At 59.2% G+C, this 17,565-nt stretch carries 12 protein-coding genes; 9 read left to right on the plus strand and 3 right to left on the minus strand.

Going from position 1 to position 17,565, the window contains the following annotated elements:
- Window positions 1–116: 116 nt before the first annotated feature.
- From topA to rpmG, 6 genes are all read left to right on the plus strand, one after another.
- Window positions 117–2,801 carry a type I DNA topoisomerase gene (topA, locus tag ASD46_RS00725; RefSeq protein WP_025593271.1) on the plus strand — a complete coding sequence of 895 codons (2,685 nt, stop codon included), beginning with the start codon at window positions 117–119 and terminating at the stop codon, window positions 2,799–2,801.
- On the plus strand, window positions 2,798–5,152 hold the full coding sequence (gene rnr / locus ASD46_RS00730) for a ribonuclease R (RefSeq protein WP_025593270.1): 2,355 nt from the start codon (window positions 2,798–2,800) through the stop codon (window positions 5,150–5,152). The genes topA and rnr overlap by 4 nt, the downstream gene beginning before the upstream one ends.
- A gap of 46 nt (window positions 5,153–5,198) precedes the next feature.
- On the plus strand, window positions 5,199–5,642 hold the full coding sequence (locus ASD46_RS00735) for a DUF983 domain-containing protein (protein WP_003512717.1): 444 nt from the start codon (window positions 5,199–5,201) through the stop codon (window positions 5,640–5,642).
- A 20-nt stretch (window positions 5,643–5,662) separates the two neighbouring features.
- Window positions 5,663–6,331, plus strand: a complete 669-nt coding sequence (locus ASD46_RS00740; protein ID WP_019565489.1) for an NUDIX domain-containing protein — start codon at window positions 5,663–5,665, stop codon at window positions 6,329–6,331.
- 17 nt (window positions 6,332–6,348) lie between these two features.
- On the plus strand, window positions 6,349–7,512 hold the full coding sequence (locus ASD46_RS00745) for an MFS transporter (protein WP_019565488.1): 1,164 nt from the start codon (window positions 6,349–6,351) through the stop codon (window positions 7,510–7,512).
- An 89-nt stretch (window positions 7,513–7,601) separates the two neighbouring features.
- Window positions 7,602–7,769: a 50S ribosomal protein L33 gene (gene rpmG / locus ASD46_RS00750; protein ID WP_003496403.1), complete on the plus strand. Its 168-nt coding sequence runs from the start codon at window positions 7,602–7,604 to the stop codon at window positions 7,767–7,769.
- Between the two features lie 880 nt (window positions 7,770–8,649).
- Here the strand turns inward: rpmG and ASD46_RS00755 are convergent.
- Both ASD46_RS00755 and ASD46_RS00760 read right to left on the minus strand, forming a co-directional pair.
- A complete protein-coding gene (locus ASD46_RS00755) occupies window positions 8,650–10,020 on the minus strand; it encodes a PleD family two-component system response regulator (RefSeq protein ID WP_003512711.1) in 1,371 nt (456 codons plus the stop codon).
- Window positions 10,021–10,038: 18 nt separating this feature from the next.
- The gene (locus tag ASD46_RS00760) at window positions 10,039–10,410 is read right to left on the minus strand and encodes a response regulator (RefSeq protein ID WP_003496409.1); all 372 of its coding nucleotides are present in this window, start codon (window positions 10,408–10,410) and stop codon (window positions 10,039–10,041) included.
- 131 nt (window positions 10,411–10,541) lie between these two features.
- On the opposite strand from ASD46_RS00760, the gene ASD46_RS00765 reads away from it, so the two are divergent.
- From ASD46_RS00765 to ASD46_RS00775, 3 genes are all read left to right on the plus strand, one after another.
- Complete coding sequence (locus ASD46_RS00765; protein ID WP_019565486.1) at window positions 10,542–10,850, plus strand: DUF3572 domain-containing protein; 309 nt, start codon at window positions 10,542–10,544, stop codon at window positions 10,848–10,850.
- A gap of 69 nt (window positions 10,851–10,919) precedes the next feature.
- Window positions 10,920–12,203, plus strand: coding sequence for a DNA polymerase IV (locus ASD46_RS00770; RefSeq protein WP_025593266.1), 1,284 nt, complete (start codon window positions 10,920–10,922; stop codon window positions 12,201–12,203).
- Window positions 12,204–12,368: 165 nt separating this feature from the next.
- Window positions 12,369–13,607: a L,D-transpeptidase family protein gene (locus tag ASD46_RS00775; protein ID WP_025593265.1), complete on the plus strand. Its 1,239-nt coding sequence runs from the start codon at window positions 12,369–12,371 to the stop codon at window positions 13,605–13,607.
- 12 nt (window positions 13,608–13,619) lie between these two features.
- On the opposite strand, the gene dnaE is transcribed toward ASD46_RS00775, so the two are convergent.
- On the minus strand, window positions 13,620–17,120 hold the full coding sequence (gene dnaE, locus ASD46_RS00780) for a DNA polymerase III subunit alpha (RefSeq protein WP_025593264.1): 3,501 nt from the start codon (window positions 17,118–17,120) through the stop codon (window positions 13,620–13,622).
- Window positions 17,121–17,565: the final 445 nt, after the last annotated feature.

Genomic DNA, 17,565 nt, shown 5'->3' on the forward strand with positions numbered 1-17,565 from the left:
GCTTGCCTCTTGACCCGCGCGCATTACCTGTCCATGTCGAATTATAAAGAAGGCGAATTGCGGCATTATGCCGTGATCCGGCTATGTTAACGGACCAGTCCCAGAGAAAAAACAATATGAATGTCGTCGTCGTAGAATCTCCTGCCAAAGCCAAGACGATCAACAAGTATCTTGGTCCGGGCTACAAGGTTCTTGCATCCTTTGGCCACGTCCGGGACCTTCCTGCCAAGGACGGATCTGTGCTGCCCGACCAGGACTTCGAAATGTCCTGGGAGGTCGATAGCGCATCCGCCAAGCGCATGAAGGACATTGCCGACGCGGTGAAATCCTCCGACGGCCTGTTTCTCGCAACCGACCCGGATCGCGAGGGTGAAGCGATTTCCTGGCATGTGCTTGATCTCTTGAAGAAGAAGCGCGTTCTCGGCGACAAGCCGGTGAAGCGCGTGGTCTTCAACGCCATCACCAAAAAGGCGGTACTGGACGCGATGGCGAACCCGCGCGACATCGACGTGCCGCTGGTCGATGCCTATCTTGCCCGCCGTGCGCTGGATTATCTCGTCGGTTTCAACCTGTCGCCGGTTTTGTGGCGCAAGCTGCCGGGCGCCCGTTCCGCCGGCCGCGTGCAGTCCGTTTCGCTGCGTCTCGTCTGCGACCGCGAAGCCGAGATCGAGCGTTTCGTCTCCGAGGAATACTGGAACATCAGCGCGCTGTTGAAGACACCGCGCGGTGACGAGTTCGAGGCGAAGCTGGTTTCCGCCGATGGCAAGAAGCTGCAAGGCCGTTCGATCAAGACAGGAGATGACGCCAACCGCCTGAAGGCGCTCCTGGAAGGCGCGACCTATATTGTCGATACGGTCGAGGCGAAACCCGTCAAGCGCAATCCCGGGCCGCCCTTCACCACCTCGACGCTGCAGCAGGCTGCCTCCTCGCGCATGGGCTTTTCGGCCTCGCGCACCATGCAGGTGGCCCAGAAGCTTTATGAAGGTATCGACATCGGCGGCGAAACCGTTGGTTTGATCACCTATATGCGTACCGACGGCGTGCAGATGGCGCCGGAAGCGATCGATGCCGCACGCCGCGCCATCGGCGAGCAGTTCGGCGACCGCTATGTGCCGGAAAAAGCACGCTTCTACTCGACCAAGGCAAAGAACGCGCAGGAAGCGCACGAAGCTATCCGTCCGACCGATTTTAACCGCACACCGGATCAGGTGAAGCGTTACCTCGATGCCGACCAGTTGCGTCTTTACGACCTGATCTGGAAGCGCGGCATTGCGAGCCAGATGGCATCTGCCGAAATCGAACGTACCACGGTGGAAATCCTTGCCGACAAGGACGGTGAAAAGGCCGGGCTTCGTGCCGTCGGTTCCGTCATCCGCTTCGACGGCTTCATTGCCGCCTATACCGACCAGAAAGAAGATGGCGAGCAGAGCGACGACGGTGACGATGAAGGCCGCCTGCCGCAGATCAATGCGCGCGAGAACCTCGCCAAGCAGAAGATCAACGCCAGCCAGCACTTCACCGAGCCGCCGCCGCGTTATTCGGAAGCATCGCTCATCAAGAAGATGGAAGAACTCGGCATCGGCCGTCCTTCCACCTATGCGGCGACACTGAAGACGCTAAGCGACCGCGAATATATCATCATCGACAAGCGCAAGCTCATTCCCCATTCGCGCGGACGGCTGGTGACGGCTTTCCTCGAAAGCTTCTTTGCCAAATATGTCGAATACGACTTCACCGCCGATCTGGAAGAAAAGCTCGACCGCATTTCCGCGGGCGAACTGGACTGGAAGCAGGTGCTGCGCGATTTCTGGAAGGATTTCTTCGCGCAGATCGAAGATACCAAGGAATTGCGCGTTACCAACGTGCTGGATGCGCTCAATGAAGTTCTGGCCCCGCTGGTCTTCCCCAAGCGTGAGGACGGTTCCGATCCGCGCATCTGTCAGGTTTGCGGCACCGGCAACCTTTCGCTGAAGCTCGGCAAATATGGCGCTTTCGTCGGTTGCTCCAATTATCCGGAGTGCAACTTCACCCGCCAGCTCACGTCCGATGGCTCGGAAGCCGAAGCTTCCGTATCCAACGAGCCGAAAGCGCTGGGTGCCGATCCGATGACCGGCGAGGAGTTGACGCTTCGGTCTGGCCGTTTCGGCCCGTACATCCAGCGCGGCGATGGCAAGGAAGCCAAGCGCTCCTCGCTGCCCAAGGGCTGGAAGCCTGAGGACATCGACCACGAAAAGGCGCTGGCGCTCATCAACCTGCCGCGCGATATCGGCAAGCACCCCGAAACCGGCAAGATGATTTCCGCCGGGCTTGGCCGCTACGGACCCTTTCTGTTGCATGACGGTTCCTATGCGAACCTCGAAAGCATCGAAGACGTGTTCTCGATCGGCCTCAACCGTGCCGTTACCGTCATTGCCGAGAAGCAGAGCAAGGGACCGGGGCGCGGCCGCAACGGCACGCCTGCGGCGCTGAAGGAACTGGGTGATCACCCCGATGGCGGCCCGATCACCGTCCGCGACGGGCGTTACGGCGCTTACGTCAACTGGGGCAAAGTTAACGCCACCATTCCAAAGGGGCAGGATCCGACCTCCGTGACGCTGGACGAATCGCTGGTGCTGATTGCCGAGCGTATCGCCAAGACAGGAACCGGCGGCAAGCCCGCCAAGGCCAAGAAAACTGCTGCCAAGAAGGCCGATGGCGACACAGCCGCAAAGCCGAAGGCGACAAAAGCCAAGGCCGCAACGAAAAGCAAGACGGCTGCCAAGCCGAAGGCCGCAGCTAAACCCAAGAAGGCAGAATCGTGAGCAAGGCGCCGCGTCAGAGACAGGGTTCCGCCAGCGACGGCTTCGGACGTACCGGGCGCGGCAAGCGGGCAAATGAAGGTGAAGGCATCATCCATGGCGAGGTGCCTTCCCGCGAAGTGCTGCTGAAATTCATCGCCGAGCATCCGCAGCAGGCCTCCAAGCGCGAAATCGCCAAGGCTTTCGGGCTGAAAGGCGACGACCGCGTTGTGCTCAAGGCACTGCTGAAGGAGCTTGAAACCGACGGCATGGTGCAGAAGAGCCGCAAGACGCTGACGCGACCGGGTGGCCTGCCGCCGGTGACGGTTCTCGACATCACCACCCGCGACAAGGACGGCGAATTGATCGGCCGGCCTGCCGAATGGCCTGAAGATCAGGGCGCGGCCCCCGCCGTGCTCATCCGCCAGTCCTCGCAGGATCGCAGTAAGAAAGCCCCTGCCGCCGGTCTCGGCGATCGCATTCTGGCAAAAATATTCCCTTCAAAGGACAGCGTCGGCCCGGCCTACACGGCCCGCGTCGTCAAGCTGATCGACCGTCGTCAGAACGCGCTGCTTGGCGTGTTCAAGGAAACGGAAGGCGGCGGCGGACGCCTGATGCCGATCGACCGGCGCGGCGAGGAAATGGTCATCGACCCCGAGGGTGTGGGCGATGCCAAGGACGGCGACCTGATCGAGGTGGAAACCTCGCGCAACAGCGGTCGTTACGGCCTGACACGCGCAAAGGTTCTTTCGGTCGTCGGCTCAGTCGCCTCGGAAAAGGCGATCTCGATGATCGCGATCCATGCCCACGGTATTCCGCACATCTTCCCGCCGAATGTTCTGGCCGAGGCGGATGCCGCAAAACCCGCGACCATGTCTCACCGTGAAGACTGGCGCGACCTGCCGCTGATCACGATCGATCCGGCCGACGCAAAGGACCATGACGACGCGGTCTATGCCGAACTCGACCCCTCGCCCGACAATCCTGATGGAGTGATCGTCACCGTCGCTATCGCCGACGTGTCCTGGTATGTGCGATCAGGCGCACCGCTCGACCGCGAGGCGCTGAAGCGCGGTAACTCCGTCTATTTCCCTGATCGTGTCGTGCCGATGCTGCCGGAACGCATCTCCAACGACCTCTGCTCGCTGAAGGAAGGCGTCGACCGCCCTGCCCTTGCTGTGCGGATGACCTTCTCGAAGGAAGGCCGCAAGGCGAGCCACACTTTCCATCGCATCATGATGAAGAGTGCCGCCAAGCTCTCCTACCAGCAGGCGCAGGCCGCCATCGACGGTCGCCCGGACGACAAGACCGACACGCTGCTGGAGCCGATCCTGAAGCCGCTGTGGCACGCCTATGCCGTGATGAAGCGCGGCCGCGATCGCCGCCAGCCGCTGGAACTCGACATGCCGGAGCGCAAGATCCAGCTCAGGCCCGACGGCACGGTGGACAAGGTCGTCATTCCCGAACGCCTCGATGCGCACAAGCTGATCGAGGAAATGATGATCCAGGCGAACGTCGCCGCCGCAGAGACCCTGGAAAAGAAAAAGCAGCGGCTGGTCTACCGCGTGCATGACGCCCCCACACTTACCAAGCAGGAAGTGCTGCGCGAATTCCTCGGCACCATCGGCATTTCCATGGCCAAGGGTGTCGCGATGCGCGCCAATTCCTTCAACGGCATTCTGGCGCGCGCACTCGACACGCCGCACCAGATCATGGTCAACGAGATGGTGCTGCGCAGTCAGAGCCAGGCGATCTACAGCCCGGAAAATATCGGCCATTTCGGCCTCAACCTGATGAAGTACGCGCATTTCACCTCACCGATCCGCCGTTATGCCGATCTGATCGTACATCGGGCGCTGGTCGGATCGCTAGGCCTCGGCGAAGGCGGCATCACCCCGCAGGAAGAGGCGACGCTGGACGATATAGCCGCCGAAATCTCGACCTTCGAGCGCCGCGCCATGGCCGCAGAGCGCGACACCATCAACCGGCTGATCGCGCACCATCTTTCCGAGCGCGTCGGTGAGGAGTTCGATGGCCGCGTCGCGGGTGTCACCAAGGCGGGACTATTTGTCGCGCTGCCGCAGTTTGGCGCCGACGGGTTTGTTCCTATATCTACACTTGGAACCGACTATTTCCTCTACGACGAAGCCCATCAGGCTCTGACGGGGGAAAAGACGGGTCTCGGTTATCAACTCGGCGATACGGTTCAGGTGCGGCTTGCAGAAGCGGTACCCTTGGCTGGTGCGCTGCGGTTTGAAATGCTGAGCCCGGGGCGCAAGATGCCGGTCGGCTCGCGGTCGTTCCACAAGGCAGGCCGGCGGACATCACGTCCTTCCGCCAAGCCGGGAACAAGGCCGCCGAGAGGACGTCGGTAACAAGACCGCGTCAAGCGGTTAAGACAAACGGGAGAAGGACTTCAGGATGAGTGCAAATCAGGGCTCGGAAACGGTTACCTTCGGAGATGGAAGCGCGGAGCGTCCGCTTGGCCGCTCGATCATGCGGGGCATGGCCAATCGCTGCCCGGCCTGTGGCAGCGGTCGCCTGTTTCGGGCCTTCCTGAAGCCGGTGGACAATTGCGCGGCCTGCGGCGAGGAAATGCATCATCACCGCTCCGACGACCTGCCGCCCTATATTTCCATCGTCATCATCGGCCATATCGCCGTTGGCGGCTTCATGATGACCGATCTCGTGCTTTCCGTTCCCATGTGGGTACACTTCGCCATCTGGGTGCCTATCACCATTCTGGCCGCGCTTCTGACGCTGCAACCGATCAAGGGTGGCGTCATCGGCCTGCAATGGGCACTTAGAATGCACGGCTTCGACGGAAAACAGCCAAAAGTGCAGATAGACGGCTCCTCCCACTGACGGCGGGCGGGAATTTGCAAGTGTCCGAGCTTCCCTCGAACACCCAAGCGGCGAGCGGCCCGTTGCGGCCGCGCGATGCCGCCTCGATCATCCTGTTTGATCGTTCCGGCCCTGCTATTCGCGTGCTGATGGGCCGGCGCAGTAATGCCCATATATTCATGCCCGGCGCTTACGTGTTTCCCGGTGGCAAACGCGATCCACGCGACCACGCCCTGCCCTTCTCCGGCGATCTGCACCCCGCCGTGCTGCGCAGCCTCACCTCGTCTGCCGCGCGCCGCCTGAGCGCTGCCGGGGCACGGGCGCTGGCGCTTGCCGCCGCGCGCGAGCTCGTGGAGGAAACCGGCGTCGATATGGGCATGGACGCTGATGGTCCGGATCTTTCGCGTTTTCGATATGTGGCGCGCGCAATCACCCCGCCCGGCAATATCAGGCGTTACGACACGCGATTCTTTTGCTGTTACGCCGACGAGTTGCGGCTGGATACCCGGCTAATCAGGGATTCAGATGAGCTGCACAATGTGCAATGGCTTGACATGACAGCGCTTTCCAGTCTGAACATGCCGAAAATCACACGCACGGTTCTCGAAGATGTCACAAAACTCATGATAGGTGATCCGTCACTGCCCTTTGAAAGCCCCGCGCGGCTCTATGTCACGCGCCACGGCCGATTCATTCGAGACTTTGTATAAAGGCCGTCATGTCACAAATGAAATGCGAAGCGGACGCCATTCACTGGCCCTCACTGATCGCCGCCATCTCCGCCATCAGTGCGGTCGGTGTCGCCATCGGCCTTGGCCTGCCGCTCCTGTCGATCATCCTTGAGAAGCGCGGCATCTCCTCCACCATGATCGGGGTAAATTCGGCAATGGCCGGCGTTGCGGCGATGATGGCAGCGCCGGTGACCACCAAGATCGCCCATGATTTCGGCGTGGCGCGAACGATGCTATTTGCCGTTGTCGTGTCAGCCCTGAGTGCGCTCTGTTTCTATTTCGCCGACGCCTTCTGGATGTGGTTTCCGCTGCGAATCGTCTTCCATGGCGCAACCACCACGCTGTTCATCCTCTCCGAATACTGGATCAACATGACCGCGCCGCCGAAAAAACGCGGCATGGTTCTCGGCATCTACGCCACCGGACTTGCGGTTGGCTTTGCGGTTGGCCCGTTATTGTTTTCCGTGGTCGGCAGCGATGGCATCCTGCCATTTCTGGTCGGGGCGGCAATTATACTGCTTGCCGCGATCCCGATCTTCCTTGCGCGCGGCGAAAGCCCGGAGCTGAGCGAAAGGCCTAACCACCATTTCGCCCGTTATATATGGCTGGTGCCGATGGCTTCTGCGGCGGCCTTCGTGTTCGGCGCCGTGCAAGCGGGCGGTCTGTCGCTCTTTCCCATCTATGCGACCCGCGAAGGCTTCAACGAATCGCAGGCGGCACTTCTGCTGACCGTGATGGGCATCGGCAATATGGTCTTCCAGATACCGATCGGCCTGCTTTCGGACCGAATGAAGGACCGGCGCACAATGCTGGCGCTGATGGCCTTTGCGGGCGTTTGCGGCACGCTGGCGCTGCCCTTGCTGGTGGATAGATGGATTCTCGTCGCGGCCCTGCTGCTGTTCTGGGGCGGCCTCGTATCCGGCATGTATACCGTCGGCCTCACCCATCTGGGATCGCGTCTCAAAGGAGCCGATCTGGTGGCCGCCAACGCCGCCTTCATCTTCTGCTATGCCATGGGCACTATAGCCGGACCACAGGCCGTCGGCATTTCCATGGATGTTGCGGGTACCGATGGTTTCGCCTGGGCGCTTGCCGTGTTTTTCGGGCTTTACGTGGTGCTTTATGCCTTCCGTTTTGTTTTCAGGGCAAAACAGACTTGACTTTTCAGGCGCGATACGTAGTTTCGCGCCAGATTTAGCCGAGGTGAGAAGCGCCTGCGGCTTCTCTTTTGTTTAAAGGCAGGACGACCATGGCGAAAGCTACAACAATCAAGATCAAGCTGCTGTCGACAGCCGACACCGGTACCTTCTACGTCACCACCAAGAACAGCCGTACGTTCACGGACAAGATGACGAAGACGAAGTATGACCCGGTTGTACGCAAGCACGTTGAATTCAAGGAAACCAAGATCAAGTAATTCTTGATCGGGTTCCCCGGCAAAAGCGCGCCCAACGGGCGCGTTTTTTGTTTGTACGGAAAGGATTGCCGCCAACGGCATTCTTTGCGCCAGCGCCCTCGCAAGGCCCGCCACGGGCCAACGAATCGCAACCTTCCTAGTTGCGGTTCTTGAGTTTGGAACCCAGTCGGCGCTATCGGCACTGCGGGAAAGCTCTCTATCACCGTCTCGCCTAACCAGCGCCTCTCCTAATCAGCGTCTCATCGGCCAAATGCGTCAACCGCTGCGACAGCGCGCAGCCTGCGCGCGCAGCCGGATGTGCTGCGCTATAAGCGGCAGCACAAGCACAGAATATTTTGGGAGATAAGGCGGTCGGCTAACGATGTGATCACGGCACGAGGAACCGATTCGGACATCGTCAGCCGACCGACCCCACGATCCAGGAGATGCGGCGGACCTGAGCATCATGGGGCATTCAAACTACGCAATACCAGCCCCTGACGACCAAAACATCAGCGGTGTAAACCGCCATCGTTTCTTCATCACTAGACGGAAAAACCGCCGGAAGAACTGTTATTCTCGATTGGGAGTGTGCGCAGAAGTAAAATAAAAATCAACAAATTCTTAAGCCAGAGATACATCACCTGGAAAACATGGTTAAATATACAACGCTGGCACACTATAGTTCGGTGAGCGATTGAATTCAACGTATTTTTCAACTTGAACTCTATTAACCCTGTTAGACTTCACCCCCTCATTGCAAGAAGATAAAATACTGGCAAGGTCAGGGACTTCGCGCTTGCCACAGTTTGCCGTCAGGTCTTTGGGCGGCTATCGATAACGGTAAACGTCGAAAGTCTCAAAAGGCGGCACGGATTGTCAGCGTCATGGGTCTGCCCTTTTAGGCGGCGGCCGCCACGACGCGGTTGCGTCCTGTGTGTTTCGCCTCATAGAGCGCCCTGTCAGCCTGCTTCAGAAGCTCGTCCGGCGCGCCGAATGCTCCGCTGCTGGTGGCGATGCCGAGCGAAGCCGTGATACTCAACTCGCGGTCGATGGAACGAACGTGAAACGGCTTGTCCTCGATGATTGCCCGCAGGCGCTCGGCAACGCTTGTGGCAAGCTCCATCGACGTGTCGGGCATCACAACCACGAATTCCTCCCCGCCATAACGGCAGGCAAGATCGGCGCCGCGCACCGTGCTGCGGATGCGGGCTGCAAACTCGCGCAGAACCTCATCGCCGACATCGTGGCCATAGGTATCGTTGACCAGCTTGAAGCGGTCGATATCGGTCATGCAAATGGAAATCGGGCGGCCACGCACGGCGGCGCGGTCGAAAAGTATTTTCAGATGATTGTCGAGATAACGGCGATTGTTAAGACCAGTCAGCCCATCGACGATAGCAAGCTCCATCGTGTGCTGGAGATTGAGCCGCAGATGCTCGTTATAGCGCTTGCGCCGGATCTGCGTCAGAGACCGGGCGACAAGTTCGTTGGGATCGATCGGGCGGAGAATATAATCGTTCACGCCAAGATCGAGCGCCCGCGCCACCATGTCGTCCGCCCCCTGTTCCGCTACCAGAAGCAACGGCAGGAACCGGGTACGCTCCAGCGAACGAAGCTGCGAACACAGTCTCAGCGGATCGTAATCCTCAAAATTGGAATTGACGATGACAAGCTCGAAGGGGTTGCTCGCGGCCTTCAACAGGGCCGCCTGAGGCTCCGTGACGGCATCGACCTCGGCAACCGGCTTCAGCGCCCTGACGATGCGTTCCTGCGAGCTGGCGCGGCCATCCGCCACCAGAACGCGGCCAGGCGTCTGCATGAGGCCATCGCTGCGCAGCATCTCCTCGATGCCGATCTCGCGCGCGGTCTCGGCCCGCAGCCGCAATTCGTCACTGACGGCCTTGAGGCGCACGAGGCTTTTGACACGGGCGATCAATTGAAGGTCGTTAACGGGCTTGGTCAGAAAATCATCGGCGCCGGCTTTCAGGCCGCGCACGCGGTCTGAGGGCTGATCGAGTGCGGTGACCATGACAACAGGAATATGCGCCGTTTTCGGATTGGCCTTCAGCCGTTCGCAGACCTCGAAACCGTCCATGCCAGGCATCATAATGTCCAGCAGGATGATATCGACCTGTTCCTGGTCGCAAATATCAAGCGCCTTGAAACCATCCTCGGCGGTTACGACGTCGAAATATTCCGCGACAAGCCGGGCTTCGAGAAGCTTTACGTTTGCGGGTATGTCGTCAACAACCAGAACTCTCGCCGTCATAACAGTTCCCCAACCACCTTACGCATCGCCTAGATAGGTCTTGATGATTTCGATGAATTTCGGAACGGAGATCGGCTTGGACACATAGGCCTCGCATCCGCCCTGACGAATGCGCTCCTCATCCCCCTTCATGGCGAAGGCGGTTACCGCGATGACCGGAATGACGTGCAGCTCGTCATCTTCCTTCAGCCATTTCGTCACCTCCAGCCCGGAAACCTCCGGCAGCTGAATATCCATGAGAATGAGGTCGGGGCGATGCTTGCGGGCTAGATCCAGCGCTTCCATGCCATTGCGCGTCTGGATCGTCGTATAGCCAGACGCCTCGATCAGGTCACGAAAGAGCTTCATGTTCAGCTCGTTGTCTTCGACTATCATGACCTGCTTGGGCATGGTGGGCAGTCCCCGTTTCGCTTTGAAACCTTCTCCCAGACATATAGGGTGCCAGAGAACCGATTCCATCGTCCATTTGTTGCGCAAGGCTAGAACGATTTGGTTTCAAAATAGGTAACTTCGGTAGAGAAATGCTGAGAGATACAAAAAACAAAGACAATGCCGGAAAAGATCCGCAAGAAACGGCAGCCGCCATACTTGGCTGGCTGGCAAACGAGCCGGAAATGCTCGGGCGTTTTCTGGCGCTGAGCGGATTGCAGGCCAATATGCTGCGCCATGCCGCCCACGATCCCGGCTTTCTGGCGGGGCTCACCGATTTTCTGATGAGCCACGAACCAGACCTCATGGCCTTCTGCGCGGCGACCGACACATCCCCCGAAACGGTTGCCGCCGCCTGGCACCATTTTTCCGGCCCGGGGTTGGATTCGGGTGAGTATTGACAGGCCACCCCTTGAGCCACCGTCACGGCCGGAGTATGGTTGGTGACGTTCTGGTTTTGTTTTCGGCCCATGTCCACGTCGCATCTTTATGATCCCGGTTTTTGCCGCGACTGTCTGGCCGGCCAGCCAGCGGACCTGAGGCGTTGTCGCGCCTGTGGCAGTCCCCGCCTCGTCTACCATGACGAACTCTACGACCTCAGCATCGCCCATATCGATTGCGACGCCTTTTACGCCTCCGTTGAAAAACGGGACAATCCCGAGCTTGCCGACAAGCCGTTGATCATCGGCGGCGGAAAACGCGGCGTGGTTTCCACTGCCTGCTACATTGCCCGCATCCAGGGCGTGCGCTCCGCCATGCCGATGTTCAAGGCGCTGGAAGCCTGTCCGGACGCCGTGGTCATCAAGCCCGACATGGAAAAATACAGCCGCGTCGGCCGTCAGATCCGAACCATGATGCAGGATTTGACACCGCTCGTGCAGCCGCTTTCCATAGACGAGGCGTTTCTCGATCTTTCCGGAACGGAGAGGCTGCATCACGATCCGCCGGCCCGGGTTCTGGCGAAATTTGTGAAACGGGTGGAAAAAGAAGTGGGCGTGACCGTCTCGGCCGGGCTGTCCTATTGCAAATTTCTGGCCAAGGTCGCGTCTGACCTTAAAAAACCGCGCGGCTTTTCGGTGATCGGCGAAGCGGAAGCGCTTTCCTTTCTGGCAGCACGGCCCGTCACGACGATATGGGGCGTTGGAAAGGCGTTTGCGGCGACGCTGGAGGCGGACGGCATCCGCATGATCGCGCAGTTGCAGGAGATGGAGGAAGGCGACCTGATGCGCCGCTATGGCGTGATGGGACAAAGGCTGTTCCGGCTTTCGCGCGGCATCGATGAACGGCACGTGCACAATAACGACCCCGTGAAAAGCGTGTCTTCCGAGACCACCTTCTTCAACGATATTTCCCGCCACGAGGACCTCGTACCGATCCTGCGGTCGCTTTCCGAAAAAGTTGCCTGGCGCCTGAAGAAGAGCGGCATTTCCGGCCAGACGGTTGTGCTGAAAATGAAGACGGCCGATTTCAAACTCCGCACCCGCAACCGCAAGCTTGATGACCCTACCCAGCTTGCCGACCGCATATTCCGTACCGGCCTTTCGCTGCTTGCGAAAGAAACCGACGGCACCAAGTTTCGCCTGATCGGCATAGGCGTCAGTGATCTGCGCGATGCGGACCTTGCCGATCCTCCCGATCTCGTCGACAGGCAGGCGGAACGGCGGGCGGCGGCGGAAGCGGCAATGGACAAGCTGCGCGACAAGTTCGGCAAGGGCAGCGTCGAGACCGGCTACACTTTCGGTACACGCAAATAGCGGCCATGCCGCTTGCAAACGCCGTGAAACCCTGCGGCCTGCAACACCCCGCCCCTATTTTAGATATTACACAAATTAGTGATGTTGCAGACGCCCCATCCTTAAACTTCATTAAACTTCGCGTGGTTGAGTAAACGAAGTTTTGTGCATGTGGTGTATTGCGTCATGTCCCTTCGCTTCCGTCTTCTGACCGGCATGCTGTCGGCTAGCATTCTTGCCTTTCCGGCGCTTGCCGCCGACAACAAGTCCCTGCAGATCGTCGTTTCGAAAAGCGATCAATCGCTGGCGCTTTACGAGAACGGCGAGATCGTTGCTACATCCAAGGTCTCAACCGGCAAGGCCGGGCATGAGACGCCGAGCGGCATTTTTTCGATTCTGGAAAAACGCAAATACCACGAATCGAACATCTACTCGGCCGCGCCCATGCCTTTCATGCAGCGACTGACATGGTCGGGCATCGCGTTGCACGAAGGCAAGGTGCCGAATTACCCCGCCTCGCATGGCTGCGTGCGCCTGCCTTCGAAATTCGCGCAGTCGCTGTTCGGCGAGACCCGCTACGGCGTGCATGTCATCATCACCGACCGGCCGGTTTCTCTACGCTCCGTACAACATTCAGCCCTGTTTGAGCCGCGGGACGATGCCGATGACGGCAAGCTGCTTTTATCCGACGTCGAGCTGCGCCCCGCGACCTTCGACGCCGCATTGGGCACCGTTGAGGTGGCCGTGAATGAAAAAACGCAAGCCATCAAACCGATGGCCAAAGGCAAGGAGCCCTCGCCCTTGCGCATCCTCATCACCCGGCGCGGCGAGCGCGAAAAGGTGATGGATATTCAGGCCGTGCTGACCCGCCTTGGCTTCGATGCCGGCGCACCGGACGGCTATACCGGAGAAATGACGATCAGCGCCGTCAACGGTTTCAAGCGCTGGAAGGGGCTGAAAACCACCGGGCCGCTACTGACCGACGATTTCGTTGCTGCACTTTACGCGTCCGCCGGCGAAGATCATCCACCGAATGGCCAGATCATGGTGCGACAGGATTTCAAGCCGCTATTCGAGGCTGCGATCGACATCAAGGATCCCGAGGTGGCACTCGGAACGCATTTCTTCGAAGCCGTTGCCGTCAACCGCGCAGCCGGAACCGCCGAATGGAATGGCGTAACACTGGAAAACCATCTGCCGGCCGCAGCCCGCAAGCGGCTCGGCATCACCGTTACCGAAGCGCCCGGTGGCTTTGACCAGCTAAGCGCCGTACTCGGCCGCCTTGAAATACCGGCTGAAATTCGCTCCCGAATCGAGAAAGAGCTTTCAACCGGCAGTTCGATTACCGTTTCCGACCTCAGTCACCAGATGGAGACAGGGATGGGAACGGACTTCATTACCGTGACAAAGGAAGGGCCGGTTTGAGGGCTTGAGGCCTCACACCAGCTCCACATCAACAACGCCGGGGGCAGAGCGAAGTGCGGCGGCGATCTCAGGGGAAATACGGTATTTCTCCGTCAGCTCCACCTCGATCTCGCGGCTCCCCTCGTCCTTGATGACGATGAAATAAACCGATCCGTCACCTTTGGTATTGAGGTGGCGGGCAACGGTTTTCAGCGGGCCTGAATCGCGCACATAAACCCGCAACGCCTTCTGCATCTGCACGGATTTTTCCTCGAGCGATTGCGCCGTCTGGATGCGAAGACCGATGCCTTCAGGGCGCTCTTCCGCCTGTACGGTGATAACAAGCGATTTGCCCACCTCGAGCAGATCGCGAAACTGGGCAAGCCCTTCGGAAAACAACACCGCCTCATATTGGCCGGAGGCATCGGAGAAGGTGACGATACCCATCTTGTTGCCAGTGCGGGTCTTGCGTTCCTGCTTGCCGGTGACGGTGCCGGCCAGACGCCCGGCGGTCGCACCCTGTTTCACTGCGGCGGAAAAATCGGCGAAATTCTGCACCCTCAACTTTTCCAATACAGGGCGGTAGGTATCGAGCGGATGTGCGGTCAGGTAAAAACCGAGCACCTGATATTCGCGCAGCAGTTTCTCCGAGGCGAGCCACGGCTGGAAGGCAGGCAGGATGAGCTTTTCCGGACCGCTTGCGCCGCCGGAGCCGAACATGTCCGACTGGCCGGTAACACGGCTTTCCTGCGCGCGTTGCGAATAACCGATGATACGGTCCAGCCCGCCGATCATCTCGGCGCGGTCGCGGCCAAAACAATCGAAACCGCCAGCATTGATGAGGCTTTCGAGCACACGCCGGTTGATCTGCTTCGGATCGATGCGCAGGCAGAAATCCTCCAGGCTCGCAAATGGCTTGCCGTCGCGCACGGTAACGATGTGTTCCACCGCGCCCTCGCCCACGCCCTTGATGGCGGCCAGCGAATAATAGATGCGGTTCTCACCCGTCTCGAACTGCCGGAAGGACGTCTGCACCGAAGGTGCCACGACCTCTATACCGAGACGGCTGGCATCCTGGCGGAAATCATTGAGTTTTTCCGTGTTGGCCATATCCAGCGTCATGGAGGCCGCAAGGAACTCCACCGGATAATGCGCCTTCATATAGGCGGTCTGATAGGACACGATGGCGTAAGCGGCGGCGTGGCTCTTGTTGAAGCCGTAATTGGCGAATTTCGCCAGAAGGTCGAAGATGGTGTTGGCCTGCGGCTTCGACACGCTGTTTCTGATCGCGCCGTCGACGAAGCGCTCGCGCTGCTGGTCCATCTCCTCCTTGATCTTCTTGCCCATCGCGCGGCGCAGAAGATCGGCTTCGCCGAGCGAATAACCTGACAGAACCTGGGCGATCTGCATCACCTGTTCCTGATAGACGATAACGCCCTGCGTTTCCTTCAGGAGGTGGTCGATGGTGGGGTGGATCGACTCCAGTTCCTCCTCGCCATGCTTGCGGGCATTGTAGACCGGAATGTTTTCCATCGGACCCGGACGATAAAGCGCCACCAGCGCAATGATGTCCTCGATGCAGTCCGGGCGCATGCCGATAAGCGCCTTGCGCATGCCGGCACTTTCCACCTGGAACACGCCGATGGTTTCGCCGCGTGACAACATCTCGTAGGTTTTGGCGTCGTCCAGCGGAATTGCGGCGAGATCGACCTTGATGCCGCGTTTGGCAACGAAATCGACGGCAACCTTCAGCACCGTCAGCGTCTTCAGACCGAGAAAGTCGAATTTGACGAGGCCGGCGCTTTCCACCCACTTCATGTTGAACTGGGTAACCGGCATGTCGGAGCGCGGATCGCGATACATCGGCACCAGCTTCGACAGCGGCCGGTCACCAATGACGATACCGGCAGCATGGGTGGAGGCGTGACGGTAAAGCCCCTCGATCTTCTGGGCGATATCCAGAAGTCGGGCAACGACGGGTTCCTTGTCCGCCTCTTCCTGCAGACGCGGCTCTTCCTCGATCGCTTTTGACAGCGGCGTCGGATTGGCCGGGTTGTTGGGGACCAGCTTGCAGATCTTGTCCACCTGTCCATAGGGCATTTCCAGCACGCGGCCGACGTCGCGCAATGCCGCGCGAGCCTGCAACGAACCGAAGGTAATGATCTGCGCCACCTGCTCGCGGCCATATTTGCGCTGCACGTAGCGGATCACCTCTTCGCGGCGGTCCTGGCAGAAGTCGATATCGAAGTCGGGCATCGACACGCGTTCGGGATTGAGGAAGCGTTCGAACAGCAGCGAGAAGCGCAGAGGATCGACATCGGTGATGGTCAGCGCATAGGCCACGAGCGAGCCTGCACCCGAACCGCGGCCGGGGCCGACTGGAATATCCTGCTGCTTGGCCCATTTGATGAAGTCCGCAACGATCAGGAAGTAACCTGGAAAACCCATGCGTTCGATGACGCCAAGCTCGAAATCCAGCCTGTCGCGATATTCCTGCTCTGTGTAGCCAGGTGCCATGCCGAGGGCCGCAAGGCGAAGATCGAGACCTTCGACGGCCTGACGGCGAAGCTCTTCGGCCTCTGCCCGTTGCGCCGCTTCGGGATCGTCGCTGGCACCGGTGAAGCGCGGCAGGATCGGCCCACGCTTCTTCAGCACATACGAGCAACGCATTGCGATTTCGACGGTGTTTTCCAGTGCCTCCGGAAGGTCGGCAAACAGCTCCGCCATCTCCTCACGGCTTTTCATATAATGGTCGGGGGTCAGGCGGAACCGGCTGTCATCCGAAACGATGGCGTTATGCGCCACCGCCATCAATGCATCATGCGCCTCATAATCGGCCCTCGAAGGGAAGAAGGCCTCGTTGGTGGCGACCAGCGGAATATCATGTTCATAAGCAAGCCCGATCATACGCCGCTCATGGACGCGGTCGAAACCGGACTGACGCTGCAATTCGATATAAAGCTTGTCACCGAAGAGTGATTTCAGCGCCAGCAGGCGTTCTCTCGCCTGCGCCGTATGCCCTTCCTTCAGAGCCATATCCACCGGACCACCGGAGGCACCCGTCAGCACGATCAGCCCGGCATTGGAGGCTTCCTCCAGCCATGCACGGGTAATATGCACGGACTGGCCACCGCTTTCGCCGTCCAGATAGGCGCGGCTGATAAGGTCCACCAGCCGCTCGTACCCTCCGGCATCAGCCGCGAGCAGCACGATGGCTGGAAGCTTGGCAAGGTGGCTGTTGTGGTTGCGGCGATCATCCACCGCATCCTGCATGTCGATCGACACCTGACAGCCAATAATAGGCTGCAAGCCCTCATCACGCGCCTTTTCGGAAAACTCCAGCGCGACGAAAAGATTGTTGGTGTCGGTAATGGCTATGGCCGGCTGGCCGTCCGCAACGGCCTTGGACATGATTTTCTTGAGGGGTAAAGCCCCCTCAAGCAGGGAGTAAGCGGAGTGAACCCGCAGATGGACGAAACCGGGTGTTTTCAGCGTTTCGCCAGAGGTCTCTCCACGCGTAACCGTCTCGCCCATATCGTCATCCTGTCATTCTGAATCGAGGGGGCAATTTTCCGATTTTCGGCCTTCAAAGTCCACCGCCTTTCGGCGTCTATACAGGCTTCTGCGCCGGTGTGCCCTTCACAGGGCAGTGAGGATCACCGAAAAGCTGGCGACAAACACAGCGATGGAGGCGAAAGCGGCAACGTCACGGATGAAATCAGTCATTGGTCTCTCCTTACTCGTTATGTTCTAACTTTGTTCTCATTTTGTTCGATTGTCAACAGGCTTTTACCGATATTCCCCTTGCTAACGCGACAGAATCGGCTGCGGTTCCACCTTCGTGAATGGCAAGCCACTGACTCCAAAGCAAAAAAACCCGGAGGCAAAAACACCTCCGGGTTCGTGAAAATTCAATTGTGGAAGGACGAGTGGCCTTGCGGGAAACCTGAACGTAGACAGACCCAGCCGCAGAAAAGAT

Origin of the sequence: Rhizobium sp. Root491, from assembly GCF_001427205.1 — a bacterium.
In the GTDB taxonomy this organism is placed as follows: domain Bacteria; phylum Pseudomonadota; class Alphaproteobacteria; order Rhizobiales; family Rhizobiaceae; genus Agrobacterium; species Agrobacterium tumefaciens.